This is a genomic window from Saccharothrix deserti (assembly GCF_009769385.1).
Lineage (GTDB): Bacteria > Actinomycetota > Actinomycetes > Mycobacteriales > Pseudonocardiaceae > Actinosynnema > Actinosynnema deserti.
In genome coordinates, this window is record NZ_ML775959.1 from 261,894 (window position 1) to 279,796 (window position 17,903).

General features: G+C 69.6%; 11 protein-coding genes. 9 read left to right on the forward strand and 2 right to left on the reverse strand.

What is annotated here, in order from left to right; translation table 11 throughout:
- Positions 1-12: 12 nt before the first annotated feature.
- On the reverse strand, positions 13-840 hold the full coding sequence (locus FM051_RS00965) for a hypothetical protein (RefSeq protein WP_158839608.1): 828 nt from the start codon (positions 838-840) through the stop codon (positions 13-15).
- Positions 841-1,145: 305 nt separating this feature from the next.
- Positions 1,146-1,757: a TetR/AcrR family transcriptional regulator gene (locus tag FM051_RS00970; RefSeq protein ID WP_158839610.1), complete on the reverse strand. Its 612-nt coding sequence runs from the start codon at positions 1,755-1,757 to the stop codon at positions 1,146-1,148.
- Positions 1,758-1,855: 98 nt separating this feature from the next.
- Between FM051_RS00970 and FM051_RS00975 the strand changes: the two genes are divergently transcribed.
- The 9 genes from FM051_RS00975 (at position 1,856) to FM051_RS01015 (ending at position 17,886) form a co-directional block, all read left to right on the forward strand.
- The gene (locus tag FM051_RS00975) at positions 1,856-3,589 is read left to right on the forward strand and encodes an ABC transporter ATP-binding protein (protein ID WP_158839612.1); all 1,734 of its coding nucleotides are present in this window, start codon (positions 1,856-1,858) and stop codon (positions 3,587-3,589) included.
- Positions 3,586-5,448 (forward strand): ABC transporter ATP-binding protein, encoded by a 1,863-nt coding sequence (locus FM051_RS00980; RefSeq protein WP_158839614.1) that lies wholly within the window; start codon positions 3,586-3,588, stop codon positions 5,446-5,448. Before FM051_RS00975 ends, FM051_RS00980 begins: the two co-directional genes overlap by 4 nt.
- Positions 5,449-5,562: 114 nt before the next feature.
- Positions 5,563-8,901, forward strand: coding sequence for a P-loop NTPase fold protein (locus tag FM051_RS00985; protein ID WP_158839616.1), 3,339 nt, complete (start codon positions 5,563-5,565; stop codon positions 8,899-8,901).
- Between the two features lie 387 nt (positions 8,902-9,288).
- Complete coding sequence (locus FM051_RS00990) at positions 9,289-10,902, forward strand: ABC transporter substrate-binding protein (protein WP_238412030.1); 1,614 nt, start codon at positions 9,289-9,291, stop codon at positions 10,900-10,902.
- A 13-nt stretch (positions 10,903-10,915) separates the two neighbouring features.
- Positions 10,916-11,872 (forward strand): ABC transporter permease, encoded by a 957-nt coding sequence (locus FM051_RS00995; RefSeq protein ID WP_238412031.1) that lies wholly within the window; start codon positions 10,916-10,918, stop codon positions 11,870-11,872.
- Positions 11,872-13,869 carry a dipeptide/oligopeptide/nickel ABC transporter permease/ATP-binding protein gene (locus tag FM051_RS01000; protein WP_158840043.1) on the forward strand — a complete coding sequence of 666 codons (1,998 nt, stop codon included), beginning with the start codon at positions 11,872-11,874 and terminating at the stop codon, positions 13,867-13,869. The genes FM051_RS00995 and FM051_RS01000 overlap by 1 nt, the downstream gene beginning before the upstream one ends.
- Complete coding sequence (locus tag FM051_RS01005; protein ID WP_158839618.1) at positions 13,866-14,831, forward strand: oligopeptide/dipeptide ABC transporter ATP-binding protein; 966 nt, start codon at positions 13,866-13,868, stop codon at positions 14,829-14,831. The genes FM051_RS01000 and FM051_RS01005 overlap by 4 nt, the downstream gene beginning before the upstream one ends.
- 45 nt (positions 14,832-14,876) lie before the next feature.
- Complete coding sequence (locus FM051_RS01010) at positions 14,877-16,769, forward strand: sialidase family protein (protein WP_158839620.1); 1,893 nt, start codon at positions 14,877-14,879, stop codon at positions 16,767-16,769.
- 202 nt (positions 16,770-16,971) lie between these two features.
- Positions 16,972-17,886, forward strand: coding sequence for a dihydrodipicolinate synthase family protein (locus FM051_RS01015; RefSeq protein ID WP_158839622.1), 915 nt, complete (start codon positions 16,972-16,974; stop codon positions 17,884-17,886).
- The last annotated feature ends 17 nt before the right edge of the window (positions 17,887-17,903 follow it).

A 17,903-nucleotide genomic window follows, 5' to 3' on the forward strand; every position in this document is an offset into this window, starting at 1 on the left:
GAGTCCGCGGCGTCAGACGAGCTGGTAGGCCTTGTAGTTGCGGATCAGCTGGTAGCAGTCCCTCAGTCCGGAGCTCTCGATGCTGCGGTAGATGCCCCACTTGGGGCGCAGGTAGTTGACGTCCCGCCACAGGTCGACCGCCGTGGTGCGGGCGTCCACGACGGTGGTCGAGCCGTCGCGCAGCACCCAGCGGAGGTAGCCGCCGCTGTTGGACGCCTTGAACTCGAACTCCACGCCGATCCACTTGTTCTGCAGGGGCGCGTAGTCCGCGAGCACGTGCTCGGTGTTGGAGTCGTCGTCGCGCAGGGTGAGCACGGTGAGCGTCGGCTTGCTCTTCTGCCGCGGTGTCAACGTCCACAGTGGACCGCCGACGTCCTGGACCTTCATCTGCATGATGTGGGTGAACTTCGTGGTGGCGGTCAGCGAGCTCGGCCAGAAGGCCTGGTAGGTGATCCGCCAGGTCTGGTCCTTGCCGATCTTGTGCACGGTGCCGCCCGACCGCATGCCCTTGCACTCGTTGCGCTGCCGGTCGTCGCCGTCGCGGTCTCCGGTGTGCATGTCGAAGCGGTAGCTGTCGCCCTGCACCGAGATGTGCTTGACGCCGGGGTGCGAGCCGGACCGGTCGTCCTCCAGGCCTTCGAAGGCGCTCAGGCCGTCGGTCGCCGGGTTCGGGCTCCACTTCAGCTGCCAGGCGGCGGCTGCGGCGGGTGACGTGCGGACGGGTGCGCGGTCCGCCGCGGCGGGCGTGGTTCCGGCGACCAGGCCGCCGAGGGCGCCGGCGCCGAGCAGCATCGCCTTGCGCCGGTCGGTGATCGGCGCGCTGCCGGTGTTCTCGTTCATCGTGACGAGCCTCCTTGCGTCGATGCAGGGGTGGAGGCGGCGGTCGTCCGTGAAGAGCGTTCCTGCTCCGATCTGTGCCAGAGATCGGAGGTATGACCAATCGAGGACTGTATTGGCTCCGGTCACCGTCGTCAACGTCTTGCTGTGTATGCCGATCAGCTGCGCGAATGTGCCTGATGGTCAGCGTCTGATTTGCGGTTGATCATGCATAGCTCGGATGTAATGCGCCGGCCCATCACCCAGGAACCCGGCGACCCCAGCTGACCACCCTGTCCCGGGTGCGCCCGGCGTGACCCGGCACGTGGTCAGTCCGCCTGCTGGACGGTGGCCAGGCCGCGCAGCAACGGCACGTAGACGTCGTCCACCAGCGACGCCAGGGCCTCGTCGGACAGCGGGGTCCCGCAGCTGGTGATGGACTCGTTGCGGATCAGGTCCAGCGGGAGGCGCTTCACCCGGTGGGGCGGGTCCACCGGGGGTAGTTCGGCGCGGGCCACGGCGTTGCCGATGATGGTCTCCATGGCCGAGGTCAGCGGGGACGGTCGGGTCAGGCGGTCGCCCAGCAGGGCGGCCACCTCGGGGTGGCGGAAGGCCTCGCCCATGACGCCGGCGACCATCTCGTTCATCATCGAGTCCGCGCCCCGGGCGATGCGGGAGAACATGGCGAGCAGGTCGCCGCGCAGCGTGCCGGTGTCGGGGGTGCCCTGGTCCGCCGGGACCTGGCGGTACCACGCGGCCAGCGCCAGTTCGGCCCGGCTGCGCCAGCGGCGGTAGATGACGGGTTTACTCGTTCCCGCCCGCCCTGCCACAGCCTCTACGGTGAACCGGGCGTAGCCGACCTCGCGCAGCTCGGCCCAGGCCGCGTCCAGGATGGCCTGCTCCAGCTTCGCCCCGCGACGGCGCGACTTCGTACCCGACACCCTGCCCCTTTGCCCAGCCTTTAGATACTTTGCGTTTCTTATAGTCCCGGTCTACCTTGGCACATTAGACACGATCCGTTTCTTATGGGGGAGCATCGTTGCTGAGCCGTCTGCTGCGAACACACCTGCAGCCGTACAAACGTGAACTCACCGCCGTGCTCGTATTACAGCTGATCGGCACCGTCGCCTCGCTGTACCTGCCGAGCCTCAACGCCGACATCATCGACTTCGGCATCGCCACCGGCGACACCGGCTACATCCTGTCCACGGGCGGCTGGATGGTCGGCGTGTCGGTCGTCCAGATCCTCTCCTCCGTGGGCGCGGTCTACTACAGCGCCCGCGTCGCGATGAGCTTCGGCCGCGACGTCCGCTCGGCCGTCTTCCACCGCGTCGGGGAGTTCTCCGCGCGCGAGGTCGCCACGATCGGGCCGTCGTCGCTGATCACCCGCACCACCAACGACGTGCAGCAGGTCCAGTTGCTGGTCGTGATGGCGTGCACGATGCTGGTCAACGCGCCGATCATGTGCGTGGCGGGCATCGTGATGGCGCTGCGCGAGGACGTCGGCCTGTCCTGGCTGCTCGTCGTCTGCGTGCCCGCGCTGATGATCTCGATCGGCCTGATCGTCATCCGCATGGTCCCGCAGTTCCGGCTCATGCAGGAGCGCATCGACGCGGTCAACCGCGTGCTGCGCGAGCAGCTGGCGGGCATCCGCGTGGTCCGCGCGTTCGTCCGGGAACGCGCCGAGACCCAGCGCTTCGCCGACGTCAACGGCGCCCTCACCGACACCGCGCTGCGCGTCGGACGGCTCCAGGCGTTGATCTTCCCGGTGGTGATGCTGCTGCTCAACGGCTCCAGCGTCGCCGTCCTGTGGTTCGGCGCGTTCCGCGTCGACACCGGCGCCATGCAGATCGGCGCGCTGACCGCGTTCCTGAGCTACCTGATGCAGATCCTCATGGCGGTCATGTTCGCGACGTTCATCTCCATGATGATCCCGCGCGCCGCCGTGAGCGCCGAGCGGATCAACGAGGTGTTGGAGACCGAGTCTTCGGTCGTCCCGCCGACCGCGCCGCTGCTCGAACTGCCCCGGCACGCCTCGCTGGAGTTCCGCGGCGTCGAGTTCCGCTACCCCGGCGCGGACGAGCCGGTGTTGCGCGACATCAGCTTCCGCGCCGAGGCGGGGCAGCGGACGGCGGTCATCGGCAGCACGGGCACCGGCAAGACGACCCTGCTCAACCTCGTGCCGCGGCTGATCGACGTGACCGGCGGCGGCGTGCTCGTCAACGGCGCGGACGTCCGCGAGATCGACACCGACACGTTGTGCGAACGCATCGGCCTCGTGCCGCAGCGCCCGTACCTGTTCAGCGGCACGGTCGCGTCCAACCTCCGCTACGGCAACCCCGAAGCCACCGACGACGAGCTGTGGGAGGCGTTGGAGATCGCGCAGGCGCGCGACTTCGTGGCGGACATGCCCGGCGGGCTCGACGCGTCGATCGCCCAGGGCGGCACGAACGTCTCCGGCGGTCAGCGGCAACGGCTCTCCATCGCCCGCGCTCTGGTGCGCAAACCGGAGATATTCCTGTTCGACGACGCGTTCTCGGCGCTCGACCTCGCCACCGACGCACAGCTGCGTGCGGCGTTGCAGCCGCACACGCGGGACGCGGTCGTGGTGGTCGTCGCGCAGCGCGTGTCCACGATCCTGGACGCCGACCGGATCGTGGTGCTCGACGGCGGAACCGTCGTCGGCATCGGCACCCACCACGAACTGCTCGACACCTGCCCCACCTACGTCGAGATCGTCCAGTCGCAGCTGACCTCGGAGCAGGCCGCATGAGTACGACGACGACCGAGTCCCGATCCACCCCGCCGCCCCGGATGGGCGGCGGCATGCCCGGCATGGGCATGGCAATGGGCAAAGCGGAGAACTTCGGCCCGTCCGCCCGCCGCCTCGTGCGGCGGATGCGGACCGAGCGGCTCGCGTTGCTGATCGTGGTCGTGCTGGGCGTCATCAGCGTGGCGTTCGCCGTGGCGGGCCCGAAGATCCTCGGCTACGCCACCGACATCATCTTCGAGGGCGTCCTCGGCCGGATGCGCGGCGAGCCGGGCGCGGGCATCGACTTCGCCGCGCTGGGCACGGTCCTGGCGTGGGTGATGGCCCTGTACCTCGCGTCGTCGGTGTTCGGCTGGTTCCAGGGCCGCGTGCTGAACAACGTGGTGCAGCGCTTCGTGTTCCGGCTGCGCGCCGACGTCGAGGAGAAGCTCCACCGGCTGCCGCTGCGCTACTTCGACGGCCAGCCGCGCGGCGAGCTGCTGTCCCGGGTCACCAACGACATCGACAACGTGGCGACGACGTTGCAGCAGACGCTGAGCCAGCTGCTGACGTCGTTGCTGACCGTCATCGGCGTGCTGGTGATGATGCTGACGATCTCGCCGCTGCTGACGTTGATCGCGCTGCTGCTGATCCCGATCTCGATCGTGGCGACCGGGCGGATCCGCAAGCGCTCGCAGGCGTTGTTCGTGGCGCAGTGGAAGCACACCGGCGCGTTGAACGCGCACATCGAGGAGGCGTTCACCGGTCACCAGCTGGTGAAGGTCTTCGGCCGCCAGCGGGAGTCGGAGGAGGAGTTCCGGCGCCGCAACGACGAGCTGCTGGGCTCGGCGATGGGCGCGCAGTTCGTGTCCGGCCTGATCATGCCGATGATGATGTTCCTGTCGAACATCAGCTACGTCGTCGTCGCGGTTGTCGGCGGTCTGCGCATCACGTCGGGTTCGATGAGCCTGGGCGAGGTGACGGCGTTCATCCAGTACTCCCGCCAGTTCACCCAGCCGTTGACGCAGGTGGCGTCGATGGCGAACCTGATGCAGTCCGGTGTCGCGTCGGCCGAGCGGGTGTTCGAGCTGCTCGACGCGGAGGAGCAGGAACCGGACCCGGCGGAGGCGTCGCTGCCCGCCGAACGCCGTGGTCGGGTGGAGTTCGAGCACGTGAGCTTCGCCTACCGGCCCGAGCAGCCGCTGATCGAGGACCTGTCGCTGGTGGCCGAGCCGGGGCAGACCGTCGCGATCGTCGGACCGACCGGCGCGGGCAAGACCACGCTGGTGAACCTGATCATGCGGTTCTACGAGCTGGACGCGGGCCGCATCACGCTGGACGGCGTGGACATCACGGCGTTGAAGCGGGAGGACCTGCGCTCGCAGACCGGCATGGTGCTGCAGGACACGTGGCTGTTCGGCGGGACCATTCGGGACAACATCGCCTACGGCAACTCCTCGGCCACCGACGAGGAGATCGTCGCCGCGGCGAAGGCCACCTACGTGGACCGGTTCGTGCGGACGCTGCCGGACGGGTACGACACGGTCATCAACGAGGAGGCGACGAACGTCAGCGCGGGGGAGAAGCAGCTGCTGACCATCGCGCGTGCGTTCCTGGCCGACCCGTCGTTGCTGATCCTGGACGAGGCGACCAGTTCGGTCGACACGCGCACGGAGTCGCTGGTGCAGCACGCCATGGCGGCGCTGCGGTCGTCGCGGACGAGCTTCGTCATCGCCCACCGGCTGTCGACCATCCGGGACGCCGACGTGATCCTGGTGATGGAGTCCGGGCGGATCGTGGAACAGGGCAGCCACGACGAGCTGATGGCCGCCAAGGGGGCCTACCACCGGCTGTACGCGGCCCAGTTCGCCGCGGCCGTGTAGATCGGACGCCTCGGCAGCGGCCACACCCGGCCGCTGCCGAGGCCACCCCCAGGGAACGTTCCAGCGCCCTGACACGATCAGACTGCGAAGGCAATGATCGTGTGAGGGCGGACGATGGCGACTCAGATCTTCATCAGCTATGCGGAACAGGACAGGGACGCAGTCGAAGTGCTGGTGGAGAACCTGCCGGACGACGTCGAGACAGCTCGGGCGTTCACCGAATCGGACGTGTTCATCGTCCTGATGTCGTGGCACTACCTCCGCTCCGAGCGATGTCGGCTGGAACTCGATCTGGCCCTGGCGCACCGCCAGCGGGAGGGCGGTCCTGAGATCGTCGTCCTCCGATCGGGCGACGAGACTCCTCCCCCGTCTCTCGCTGACTACCGGCAGGTCACCTACGTCCCGCCCCTCACGGCCCGGACGGTTCCCGACATCCTCGCTGTGTTGGAACGCAGGTCGGCCCACGCAGTCGCGCCACGACCAGTCCCGTTCGTCGGGAGGACGGAGGAGCTGCGGGCTCTCGTCGACTGGTGCGAGTCCGCCGAGTCCCGCAGTGGCGCTCTTGTGGTGGGCGCTCCCGGCACCGGCAAGACGCGGCTGGCACGTGAGCTGTGCTCACGAATGGCCGCGGACGGGTGGAACGCGGGCTTCAGCACGGACCCGAAAATGCTGCCGTCCTCCGCAGCCCGGACTCTGGTGGTGATCGATTACGCCGAGATAGCCGCGGTGGACCGCGTCGGTGAGGCGCTGGGCACGGCTGCCGGCGGTCGGGCACGGGTGCTGCTACTACTGACCGACGGGCCGCTGGATCGTGTGTGGGGGGCGGTGAACCGGTCGGCCTTCGGGCGGCTGGGCGAACGACCGCCCGTCGTGTTGTCGCTGAACCAGAGGCGGATGCCGGCCGTCGAACTCCGGGTGTTGGCCGAGGGGGCGGAACTGCCGTCCGCCGTGATCGACCGCGAGGCCACCCCGTTGAGCTGCCTGCTCGCGGCGAGTCTGATCCGCATCGGGGAAAACTTCGACCGCTACAGCGACTTCGGGTCCTTGGCCTCCAGGTACGCCGATTCCGTGATCGCGTACTGGCGAGAGCGCCTTGGCGGCGACAGCACGATGCGGTCGGACATCCACCAGCTGTGCGCCGTCGCGACCCTCGTGGGAGTTCCACCGGACGGATTGGGCTCGCTCGCCACCGAGCTGAGGATTCCCCTCGCTGCTCCGTCTCTTGGCGGGGCGAGTGCGGGGTGGGATGTGTTGCCCGCGCGAGACGGGTCCACGCTGCTGGCGCACGAGTCGGTGCTCGTCGCGCTGGTGGGCGGGGCGTGGGAGGTACTGGACGACGCGCTCGGATGGGTGTTCACCCATCCGGACCACGCGGTGGTGTTCCTGCGCCGCCTCGGCGCGGCGGCCGTGTTGAACACCTACTTTCGACGGTTCGTGGTTCACGCGCTGCCGCAGCTGATCGAGCGCTGGCCGTTACTTGTTCAGGGCTCGGACCGCGCTGACATGGACGACGTGCTGTCGATGTGCATCTCGGCTGTCGCGCCCGATGTCGACGAAGCCGTGGTCGCAGAGTGGCGGAAGGTCGTCCGTGACGCTGAACGCGGGTCCACCATCGAGTTCTTCGGCATGGGTGACCAGCGGGCCAGGGCGGACTCGCTCGACCGGGGCGCGTGGATCGACGTGCTGACCGACCTGCTCGCGCCGTCGTCAGCCGCCCCGCTGGACGGCGACGCGACGGGACCGTCCGTGATCGCCGTGGATGGCCCGTGGGGCGCGGGCAAGACGTCGTTGATGGGCATCGTGCGGGACCGGTTGGACGCACTGCCCGGTCCGCCGGAACCGAAGTGGTGGGCGAAGGTCGGCGCGTGGTGGCGGGACCGGCGGCCACTGACCGTCGCGGGCGCGGTGTTCCTGTTGGGGCGGAAGGCGAAACCGGAATCGGACGTCCCGAAGACCACGGCGTCAACGACACCGGTCACGGTGTGGTTCAACCCGTGGGCGCACCAGTCCAGTGACCAGATCTGGGCGGGGTTGGCGCGGTCCATCCTCGCGGCGGTGAACCCGAAGCTGCACCCCCACGCGAACGGCCGGGCCCGGTACTGGCTCAGGCGCAACGCGGGCCGGCTGGACCGGCGGGCGCTGCGCCTCTCACTGGTGCGAAGCGCCCTGTCCCCGATGGTGAAGATCGCGTTCTTCGCGCTCTGGGTGCCGATCGGCGCCGCTCTGCTGCGGTACGACCGGTCGTTCACCTTGTTGGGTGTCCACGTGTCGAGTGGTGCGAAGGCTGCGGCCGCGGTCGCCGGCGGTCTGGTCGCGGTCGCGGTCCTGGACACCGTGCGCCGGTTCCTCTTCGGGCGTGCGGCGACCCGTTGCCCGGCCGGGCTGCTCGACGGGCCGGTGCTCAGCGGCACGCTTGCGCAGCCTGGCGCGGACGTGGCGTTGCGCGACCCGCTCTACCACGCGCGATCGGGCTACCTCTACCTCTTGCAGCACGACATCCGGCGACTGCTGGTGGACGCGGCCGAAAGCGGCCTCGCGGTGGTCGTGTTCGTGGACGACCTGGACCGCTGCGGGCCCAGGGCGGCGGGGGAGGTGCTGGAGGCGGTCAACCTGTTCCTCTCCGAGGCGTTCCCGGCGACGAGGTTCGTCATCGGGCTCGACATGGGCGTGGTCGCCGGTCAGATCGACCACGCCATGAAGGACTTCACCGTGGAGAGGATGAGGCGGCACTTCGACGACCCGTCGCCGGGGTGGACCTTCCTGCGCAAGCTCGTCCAACTGCCCGTGCTGCTGCCCAGGATCGAGCCACCGACGATGGACCGGCTGGTCAGCGGGTTCCTCGGCCCGGTCGACGTGGTCGACACCCCCGCGCTTCCGGGCGGCTCCGAGTCGGCGCCCGCAGTTGTGGAGCCGATCCAGCCGACCACCGGCACGCCCTCGAACGGCACCGCCGACGTCACCGCCCAGTTCGAGGTGGAAGCACCCGTCGTGGAGGTGCGCGAGGAGAGTCCGGGCGACGTGACGAAGCTCGAACGGCACCCGCTCGTCCGCCGCCGCATCCAGGAACGCCTCGACGCCTTCCCGGTCCCGTCCGCACGCGAGACGAAGCGGCTGCTCACGGTCTGGCAGTTCTACCTGCGGGTCCTGTCGCGCGGCGGCGCGCCGGTCACCGGCGCCGACGAGGTGCGCCAGGCCAGGGCCGCGGTCCTGCTGGCGGAGATCGTCGTGCGCTGGCCCGCCGTCCTGCCGGACCTGTTCGACATCGTGGACGGAGAGCAGGGACTCACCCGCCTCCACGGCGCGGCCGACGGCGACGACGTGACCTGGACCAGGACCGCGGCCAAGGTGGGCCTCGACCGCGTCCGGGACGCCACCGCCGCCAAGGCACTGCGGCAACTGCTGCTCGAAGACGATTCCCACCTCGTCACCGCACTTGCCCGGAGGCTGTTCTGACGACCGGACCGGCTGCGCGACGCGGGACCGCGCGACCGGCGAACCGGAAGCCTGCTGCTGGAAGTCCTTTCCGCACAAGGACGCCACGACGAGGTGGAACAAGTGCTGCGCGCCGCCGTGGAGCGGTACGGCCTCGAACCCGGAGGGGGCACAGCGGCACCGTGGTCCTTTCCACCACCGGATGCCACCCGATGACCACAAGCGACAGATAGACAGCCCCAGCCGCCTCCGTATCCGTGGGGTGACAGCGGCGTTTCGGCCCTGCTCACCCGACCCTTGACCTGTTAGCGATCTCACCCTAATGTCTTCCGGGTCATAGGACGTCCCATGTCCTATGTCGTGCTCGGACTCGTCCTGGGGTGACGAACTACAGAGTCAGGAGGCCCGGTGTCCAAGACTCCGCCCGCGTCCGGTCGGTCGTTCAACCGGCGGGACATGTTGCGCTTCACCGGCCTCGCCGGCGTGGCCACCGCCTTCTCGTCGTCACTCGCCGCGTGCGGCGGCCCGGCGTCGACGAACTCCACCGGTGACACCGCCGAGTCGATCACCGCCGTGATCGGCTACGGCAACAACCAGACGTGGGACCCGCTGCAGACGGCGTCGGCCTTCTCGATGGCCGCGATCCTGCACTGCTACGAGTCCCTTGTGGAGGGCGATCCGGTCACCCGCAAGCCGTACGCGGGGCTGGCGAAGGCGTTGCCCGCCGATGTCACCGGCACGAGCCTGACCTTCGAACTGCGCGAGGGCGCGAAGTGGCACGACGGCGCACCGGTCACGGCGGACGACGTCGTCTTCACCTACGCCAGGGCGCTCGACCCGACGGAGAACGTCCTCGTCCGCACCTTCCTCGCGAGTTGGCTGAAGGAGGTCCGGAAGGTCGACGACCGGTCGGTCGAGTTCGTCCTGTCGAACCCGTTCCCCTATGCGCTGCAACGGATCCAGACCGTCAAGATCGTGCCGAAGCACGTCTTCGAGGGCAAGTGGGCCGATGCCGTGTCCGGCAAGGTGGTCGGTTCCGGCCCGTACAAGGTCGTCGAGCAGGCCCCGCTGTCGCACACCCGGTTCGAGCGGTTCGACGACTACAACGGCCCGCGACCGGCCGTGTACAAGAAGATGCTGTGGAACTCGATCGTCGAGGCGGCTCCACGGGTCGCGAAGATCTCGGGCGCCGCGCCGGCCGCGCAGATCGTGGAGAACATCCCGGCGGCCAACGCCGAGCAGTTGCAGGAGGACGGCCGGACCGTCGAGTTCGCCGACGGCGGCAACAACCTGTGGCTGATGTTCAACACCGCGCACGCGCCGTTCGACAACAAGCTGGTGCGCCAGGCCCTGCACCACGCGATCGACCGCGAGAAGATGATCGAGGTCGGGCTGAAGGGCAAGGGCACGGCGGGCACGTCGTTCATCAACCCGAAGCTGGAGGCGTCGCAACCGGCCGTCAACGACTTCCGCTACGACCCGGACAAGGCGAAGGAACTGCTGCGGCAGGCAGGCGTCACCGACCTGAAGGTCACCCTGTCCACGACGAACACCACCCTGGTCGCCGACTGCGTGAACGTGATCAAAGAGGGTTGGGACGCCATCGGCGTGACGACCACGTTGGACACCCAGGACACGAAAGCCCTGTTCTCCAAGCTCGACGGCGGGTTCGACTTCCAGGTCGTGTCGACCACGCAGAACGCCGAGCAGTTCGGCAACGACCCGGACCTGCTCATCCGCTACTACTACGCGGGCGCGGGCGTCGCGCCCAAGTACGCCCGGTGGACGGGCCCCGACGCACAGGCGTTGCTGGCCCTGCTGGACCAGGCGGCAGCGGCGGTCGACGAGGCGGAGCGCAAGAAGCTCACCAAGCAGGCGCTGGACGTGATCTCCGAGCAGGCGGTCGTGTACCCGATCGTCTTCACCCAGAACGGCACGGCGTGGGACCCGAAGGTGTTGTCGGGAGTCCGCGCCCAGGGCTACCCGGGTATCAACCTCAACCAGGCCAAGCCGGTGGTGTGACGGGAGGCGTCAGTTGATCGTCCTGCGGATGCTGCTGGGGCGCATCCTCGCGCTGGTGCCGCTGCTGCTCGGTGTCACCCTGTTCGTCTTCATCGTGATGCGCTTCTCGCCGACCGACCCGGCGTTGGCGGCCTTCGACGGCGCCAACGCCACCGACGAGCAACTGGACCGGTTCCGGCGGGAGAACGGGTTGCTCGACCCGTGGCCCGTGCAGTACCTGCGGTTCGTCTGGCAGCTCGTGCACGGCGACTTCGGCACGAGTGTGATCACCAAGCAGCCGGTGGCCGACACCATCACCACCGCGTTGCCGCTCACCGTGCAGCTGACCCTGATGGGCCTCGTCATCGCCATCGTCGTCGCGCTGCCGCTCGGGGTGGTCTCGGCGCTGTTCCGGGACCGCTGGCCCGACCAGCTGATCCGGATCGTGTCGCTCGCCGGTGTGGCCGCGCCCGCGTTCTGGATCGCCCTGCTGCTCGTGCAGTGGCTCGCGGTCGGTGAAGGGCTGTTCCCGACCAGCGGGTACATCAGCATGAACGACTCGGTCACCGGCTGGCTGAACTCGATGACGCTGCCCGCCGTGTCGCTCGCGTTGCCGGTGGCCGCGCAGCTGACCCGCATCATCCGCACCTCGATGGTGGAGGAACTGGACAAGGACTACGTGCGCACGGCACGCGGCGGCGGGCTGCCGCCGGTGGTCGTGGTGGGGCGCAACGTCCTGCGCAACGCCCTGGTCACCCCGCTCACCGTGCTCGGTCTGCGGCTCGGCTACCTGCTCGGCGGCGCGGTGGTCATCGAGACGATGTTCGCGCTGCCGGGCATGGGGCAGAACATGATCCAGGCCGTCGGTGACGGCGACAGCTCGAAGGTGCAGGGCTTCGTGATCACCATCGCGCTCGGGTTCGTGCTGGTCAACCTGGTCGTCGACATCCTCTACCTGATCGCGAACCCGCGCCTGCGGAGCCACTCGTGATGCGCCCCGGTCTGACCGCGCGGCTGAGCCGGCCGGGAATCCGGTTCGGCAGGCTCAACCTCCCGTCGTGGCTCGCGCTCGCGGTCGTCGTGCTGCTGGCGCTGCTCGCCACCCTGGCCCCGGTCGTCGCAGGGCACGACCCGTACCTGACGGGCTCGGTCGTCGGCGGCCCGAGCGGTGAGCACTGGTTCGGCACCGACTCCTCCGGCCGCGACATCTTCTCGCGCCTGGTCCACGGCGCCCGGTGGTCGCTCACGATCGGTTTGGGCGCCACCGCGCTCGCGCTCGTGGCCGGCGGGCTGATCGGCGCGTTCGCGGCCACCTCGCGCCGCCGGCTGGACGAGACCGTGATGCGGGTCCTCGACGTGGTCATGGCGTTCCCCGGTATCGCGCTCGCCGCCGTGCTGGTCGCCGTGTTCGGGCGCGGGATCGGGGTGCTGATCCTCGCGATCGGCTTCCTGTACACGCCGTCGGTCGCACGGGTGGTGCGGGCGAACGTGCTGGCGCAGTACAGCGAGGACTACGTCGCGGCCGAGCGGATCATCGGGGCCAAGCGCGCGTACATCCTGGCCAAGCACGTCGCGGTCAACTGCGCGGCGCCGGTGCTGGTGTTCTGCACGGTGATGGTGGCCGACGCGATCGTGTTCGAGGCGTCGCTGTCGTTCATCGGGGCGGGCATCCAGCAGCCGGACCCGTCGTGGGGATCGGTGCTCGCCAACGGCAAGGAGCTGGTGCTGACCGGCGGCTGGTGGGCGACGCTGTTCCCCGGCCTGCTGATCCTCGTCACGGTGCTCGCGCTGAACGTGCTGTCCGAGGGGATCTCCGACGCCTGGGCGACACCGTCCGCGCGTCGGGCGAAGGCCGGACAAGCCGCGAAGGCGGTGGCGTTGACCGAGGGTGCCGTGGTCGAGGCCCCCGAGAGCGTCGAACCGGTGTTGCCGATCGCGGGACTGCGGGAGACCGGCGAACGGCTCAGCCGACGGGCCCGCGCGCTGGACGACCGGGAGGCCGTGCTGGAGGTGGAGCACCTCGCGATCTCGTTCCGGGACCGGCACAACGGGGTGAACGTCGTCGACGACGTGTCGTTCACCGTGCGTGCGGGCGAAGTGCTGGGGCTGATCGGCGAATCCGGCTGCGGCAAGTCCCTGACCTCGCTGGCCGTCATGGGACTGCTGCCGGACACCGCGCGCGTGTCGGGTCACATCCGCTTCGACCACCAGGACCTGCTCGCGCTCAAGCCCCGGCAGCGCCGCCGTTACCTCGGCCACGACCTGGCGATGATCTACCAGGACGCGTTGAGCTCGCTCAACCCCGCGATGACGATCCGCGCGCAGCTCAAGCAGTTCACCCGGCGGGGCGGCACCCGCACACCGGAGGAACTGCTGGAGCTGGTGAACCTCGACCCGCAACGGACACTGCGGTCCTACCCGCACGAGCTGTCCGGCGGGCAGCGGCAACGGGTGCTCATCGCGATGGCGCTGTCCCGAAGCCCCAAGCTGATCGTCGCCGACGAGCCGACCACGGCGCTCGACGTCACCGTGCAGGCCCAGATCGTGAAGCTGCTGCTGCGGTTGCAGGAGGAGCTGGGGTTCGCGCTCATCCTGGTCTCGCACGACCTCGCGCTGGTGTCCGAGGTCGCGGACCGCGTCGTGGTGATGTACGGCGGGCAGGTCGCCGAGATGGGCACGATCGCGCAGATCGTCGGTTCGCCCCGGCACCACTACACCCGTGGTCTGCTGTCCGCCGTGCTCTCGCTGGAGGAGAACCGGGCCACGCTGACCCAGATCAAGGGCGTCGTGCCGTCACCGGCCGACTTCGCGCCGGGGTGCCGCTTCGCCAACCGGTGCCCGGCGGCCCGTGCGGTCTGCCACCGCGAGGCGCCGGTCAAGGTGGGGGACAACGTCAACCACCTGATCGCTTGCCACTTCCCGGCGGAGCAGGTCCCGGCGGGGGAAAGCACAGGCGACACCGCGTCGGCGAAGGTGGAAGCCCGATGAACCTGCTGGAACTCGACGGCGTGCACGTCGTGCACCGGATCCGGTCGGCGCGCCTGTTCGGCCACGACAACGTCTACGCGTTGACCGACGCGAACCTCGTGCTGAACGCGGGCGAGACCGTCGGCGTGGTCGGCGAGTCCGGCTGCGGGAAGTCGACGCTGGCCAAGGTGATCGTCGGGCTGCAACGGCCCACCGGGGGGACCGTGCGCTACCGGGGCGACTCGCTGTGGGGGATGACGGCGGCCGAGCGCGCCACCGGGTTCGGCCGCAACGTCGGCATGATCTTCCAGGACCCCGCCACCGCGCTCAACCGCCGCCTCGCCGTCGCCAAGATCATCCGTGACCCGCTCGACGTGCACCGCGAGGGCACGCCCGCCGAGCGCGCGGACCGGGTGCGGGAACTGATGTCGCTGGTCGGGCTGCCGGAGAGCGTCGCGGACGCGGTGCCGGGGCAGCTCTCCGGCGGGCAACGGCAGCGGGTCGCGATCGCGCGGGCCCTGGCGTTGCGGCCCGCGCTGCTGGTCGCCGACGAGCCGACCTCGGCGCTGGACGTGTCCGTGCGCGCCCAGATCCTCAACCTGCTGGTCGACCTGCGCGAACGGCTCGGCCTCGCGATGGTGTTCATCTCGCACGACATCCAGACGGTCAAGAAGATGAGCGACCGCATCGTCACCATGTACCTCGGCCGCGTGGTGGAGGAGGCTCCGGCGGCCGAGGTCCCCGAGTCCGCGCACCACCCGTACATGCGTGCCCTGTTCTCGGCCACGCCGAGCCTGCTGCACGCCGTGGAACCGATCGTGCTCAGCGGACCGGTGCCGTCCGCGACCGCACCGCCGAGCGGCTGCAACTTCCGCACCCGGTGCTGGAAGGCGACCGAGGAGTGCGCGGTCGAACTGCCCGCGCTGGTCCGGGCGGGCGGATCCGCCGACCACACCTACCGCTGCATCCACCCGGAGCTGTAGATCTTCCAGAGGGGACGGACCGTGAGAGCAACAGCGTTGTTGTCCATGGCCTTGGTCGGGGTGCTGGTCGGAGGCGTCACCCCTGCCGCCGCCACACCGACCGCCGCCACACCGTTCACCGACGCACCGTTCACCGACGCACCGACCGCGCCGTACCTCGAAGAGCAGGTGCTGTTCAAGGCCTCGCAGGAGCAGGGCTACCGCTGCTTCCGCATCCCGGCGATAGTGCGCAGCGCGGACGGCACGCTCTTGGCGTTCGCCGAAGGGCGGGTGGACAACTGCGGCGACACCGGCGACATCGACGTGGTGCTGAAGCGCTCGACCGACGGCGGCCGGACGTGGTCGCCGATGCGGATCGTGAACGAGGGCAACGGGGACACGCACGGCAACCCGGTGCCGATCGTCGACCGCACCACCGGCCGGATCTTCCTGTTCACCACCTACAACGCGGGCCGTGACGACGACAAGCCGTGCGACGTGCCGTGTGCGCGCACGCCGCACCTCCAGCACAGCGACGACGACGGCGTGACGTGGTCGGACCCGGTCGACATGGCCGACCAGGTCAAACTGCCCGAGTGGGACTACTGGTACGCCACCGGCCCGGTGCACGGCATCCAGCTGACGCGCGGCCCGCACGCCGGTCGGCTCGTCTTCGGCGTGTGCGGCGAGACCAGCGACGGCGGCACCGCGAAATCGGTCGCCAACGACGCCGCGCTGGTCTACAGCGACGACCACGGTGCGACCTGGCGGGTCGGCGCCGTGGACAGCACCGGCTTCCCGGCCGGTGGGCCGTTCACCCAGAAGCCGCAGGAGATCACCGTCACCGAACTCGCCGACGGCTCGGTCTACGCCGGCGCGCGTGAACAGGGCGGCACCGATATCGGCAACCGGTCCTTCGCGATCAGCCGGGACGGCGGGGAGTCGTTCAGCACGCCGTTCCGGGCCATCCCGGACCTGGTGACGCCGACCGTGCAGGGCGCGGTGCTGCGCCTGGAGCGGATCGGCCGCCCCGACCGGATCCTGTTCTCCGCGCCGTCCGACACCGACCGGCGCCGCTGGATGATGATCCGCTCCTCGTACGACCACGGCCGCACGTGGGACAGCGCCGAGCAGGGCACCCGGATCACGTCCGACTGGTCCGGTTACTCGGATCTGGTGCAGATCAGCGATGCCGAGGCGCGTTCCACCGACATCGGCCTGATGTACGAGGGCGGGCCGGTCGACGCCCGCGACGAGATCCGGTTCGCCCGGTTCAACGAGGAGTACCTCGGCCGGCGCAAGCCGATCGGCCCGACGACTCGTGACGTCTCCAGGACTCACGCGGACGGCTACGTGCTCGGCGGGGCGACGTCGACCGACGGTCGGTTCGGTCGGGGGCTCGGGCTGGACGGTGCCGACGACTACCTGCGGGTGCCCTACGACCCCGCGTTGGTGCCCGGTTCCGGCGACCTCACGTTCAGCGCGTGGGTCCGTTACGGCGCCTCGAAAAGCGACCAGGCACTGCTGTGGCTGGGCGGGATGGGCGGCACCGCGCCGCAACTGTGGCTGCGCGCGGAGCCTGCCGACAACCGCCTCGTCGCCCGGATGACCACGGCGTCCGGCAGCGCGTCGGTCGCGTCGACGCAGGCGTACGACGACCAGGACTGGCACCACGTCGTTCTGCAACGGTCGGCCGGTCGGCTGCTGCTCTGGGTGGACGGTGCGCAGGTCGCGTCCGGTCCGGCGGTGGCGGGCTCGGTGAGCGAACGGGTGTCGTTCCAGATCCAGGTGGGGCAGCGGCTGGACAACGCCCAGCGCTTCCACGGCACCCTCGACGAGGTCCGCCTCTACACGCGCGCCCTGTCCGCGGCCGAGCTGGACCGGGTGCGCCTGACGAACGCCGACGTGCGGGACGGCCAAGTGCTGCGCCTGCCGCTCGACGTCGTGCGGGGAGGCTGACCGTGCGTCGCGGAGTCGCATTCCACAGTGGACGGTAGTGGGTGAGGTCGGTCTCCGCCAAGACCGCCAAGGCCGCCGAGGCGATCCCGGACGGGTGAACTCACGGTGATCGGACCTTCGGACAGGGTAGGACATTGGACATAGGACGTAGGATGTCAGGCGACCGCATGCCCACCGATTCCGGTTCGCAAGGGAGAGGCTCTTGACACAGCTCGATGGCGGCGTCGTGCCACCCGTGTGCACCCCGCTGACCCCGGAACGGGAACTGGACGTTCCCTCGCTGGAACGCCTGGCCGCCTTCCTGATCGACGCCGGCGTGCACGGGCTGTTCGTCACCGGGTCCACCGGCGAGGTCGCCTACCTGCCAGACGACGTGCGCTACCGGGCGCTGGAGGTGGTCGCGGGCGTTTCGGCGGGCCAGGTGCCGGTGCTCTCCGGGATCATCGACACGACCACGCCGCGGGTGGTCGAGCACGCGCGGGCGGCCAAGGCGTCCGGCGCCGACGCGCTCGTGGCGACCGCGCCGTTCTACGCGCCGACGCACCCCTCGGAGTTCCGCGGGCACTTCCGGGCCATCCGGGAGGCGGTGGACCTGCCGCTCGTCGCCTACGACATCCCCAGTTCGGTCGGTTCCAAGCTGCCGACCGACGTCATCGCGGAGTTGGCCGAGGACGGCACGCTGGCGGCGCTCAAGGACTCCAGCGGTGATCTCGACGGCCTGCGCGCGGTGCTGGAGTCGACGGACACGTCCCGGTTCCGGTGCTACTCGGGCTCGGAGACGCTCGCCGACCTCGGTCTGTTCATCGGCGCGCACGGCCTGGTGCCGGGCATCGCCAACATCGACCCGCACGGGTACCTGAGGCTCTTCGAGGCGGCCGGCAGGGGCGACTGGGACGCCGCGCGCGTCGAACAGCTCCGGCTGCGGCGGCTGTTCGGGCTGATCCACGTCGGCGGCACGAGGATGGGCCGCTACTCGTCGGCGATCGGGGCGTTCAAGGAGGGCCTGGCGATCCGGGGCGTGATCGCGAACCCGACGACGAGCGAGCCGATGATCCCGCTGGACGACGCCGAGCGCGCGGCCGTGCGCGGATTCCTGGACGAAGCGGGTCTGCTCTAAGGTTGGTTGGTTGGACG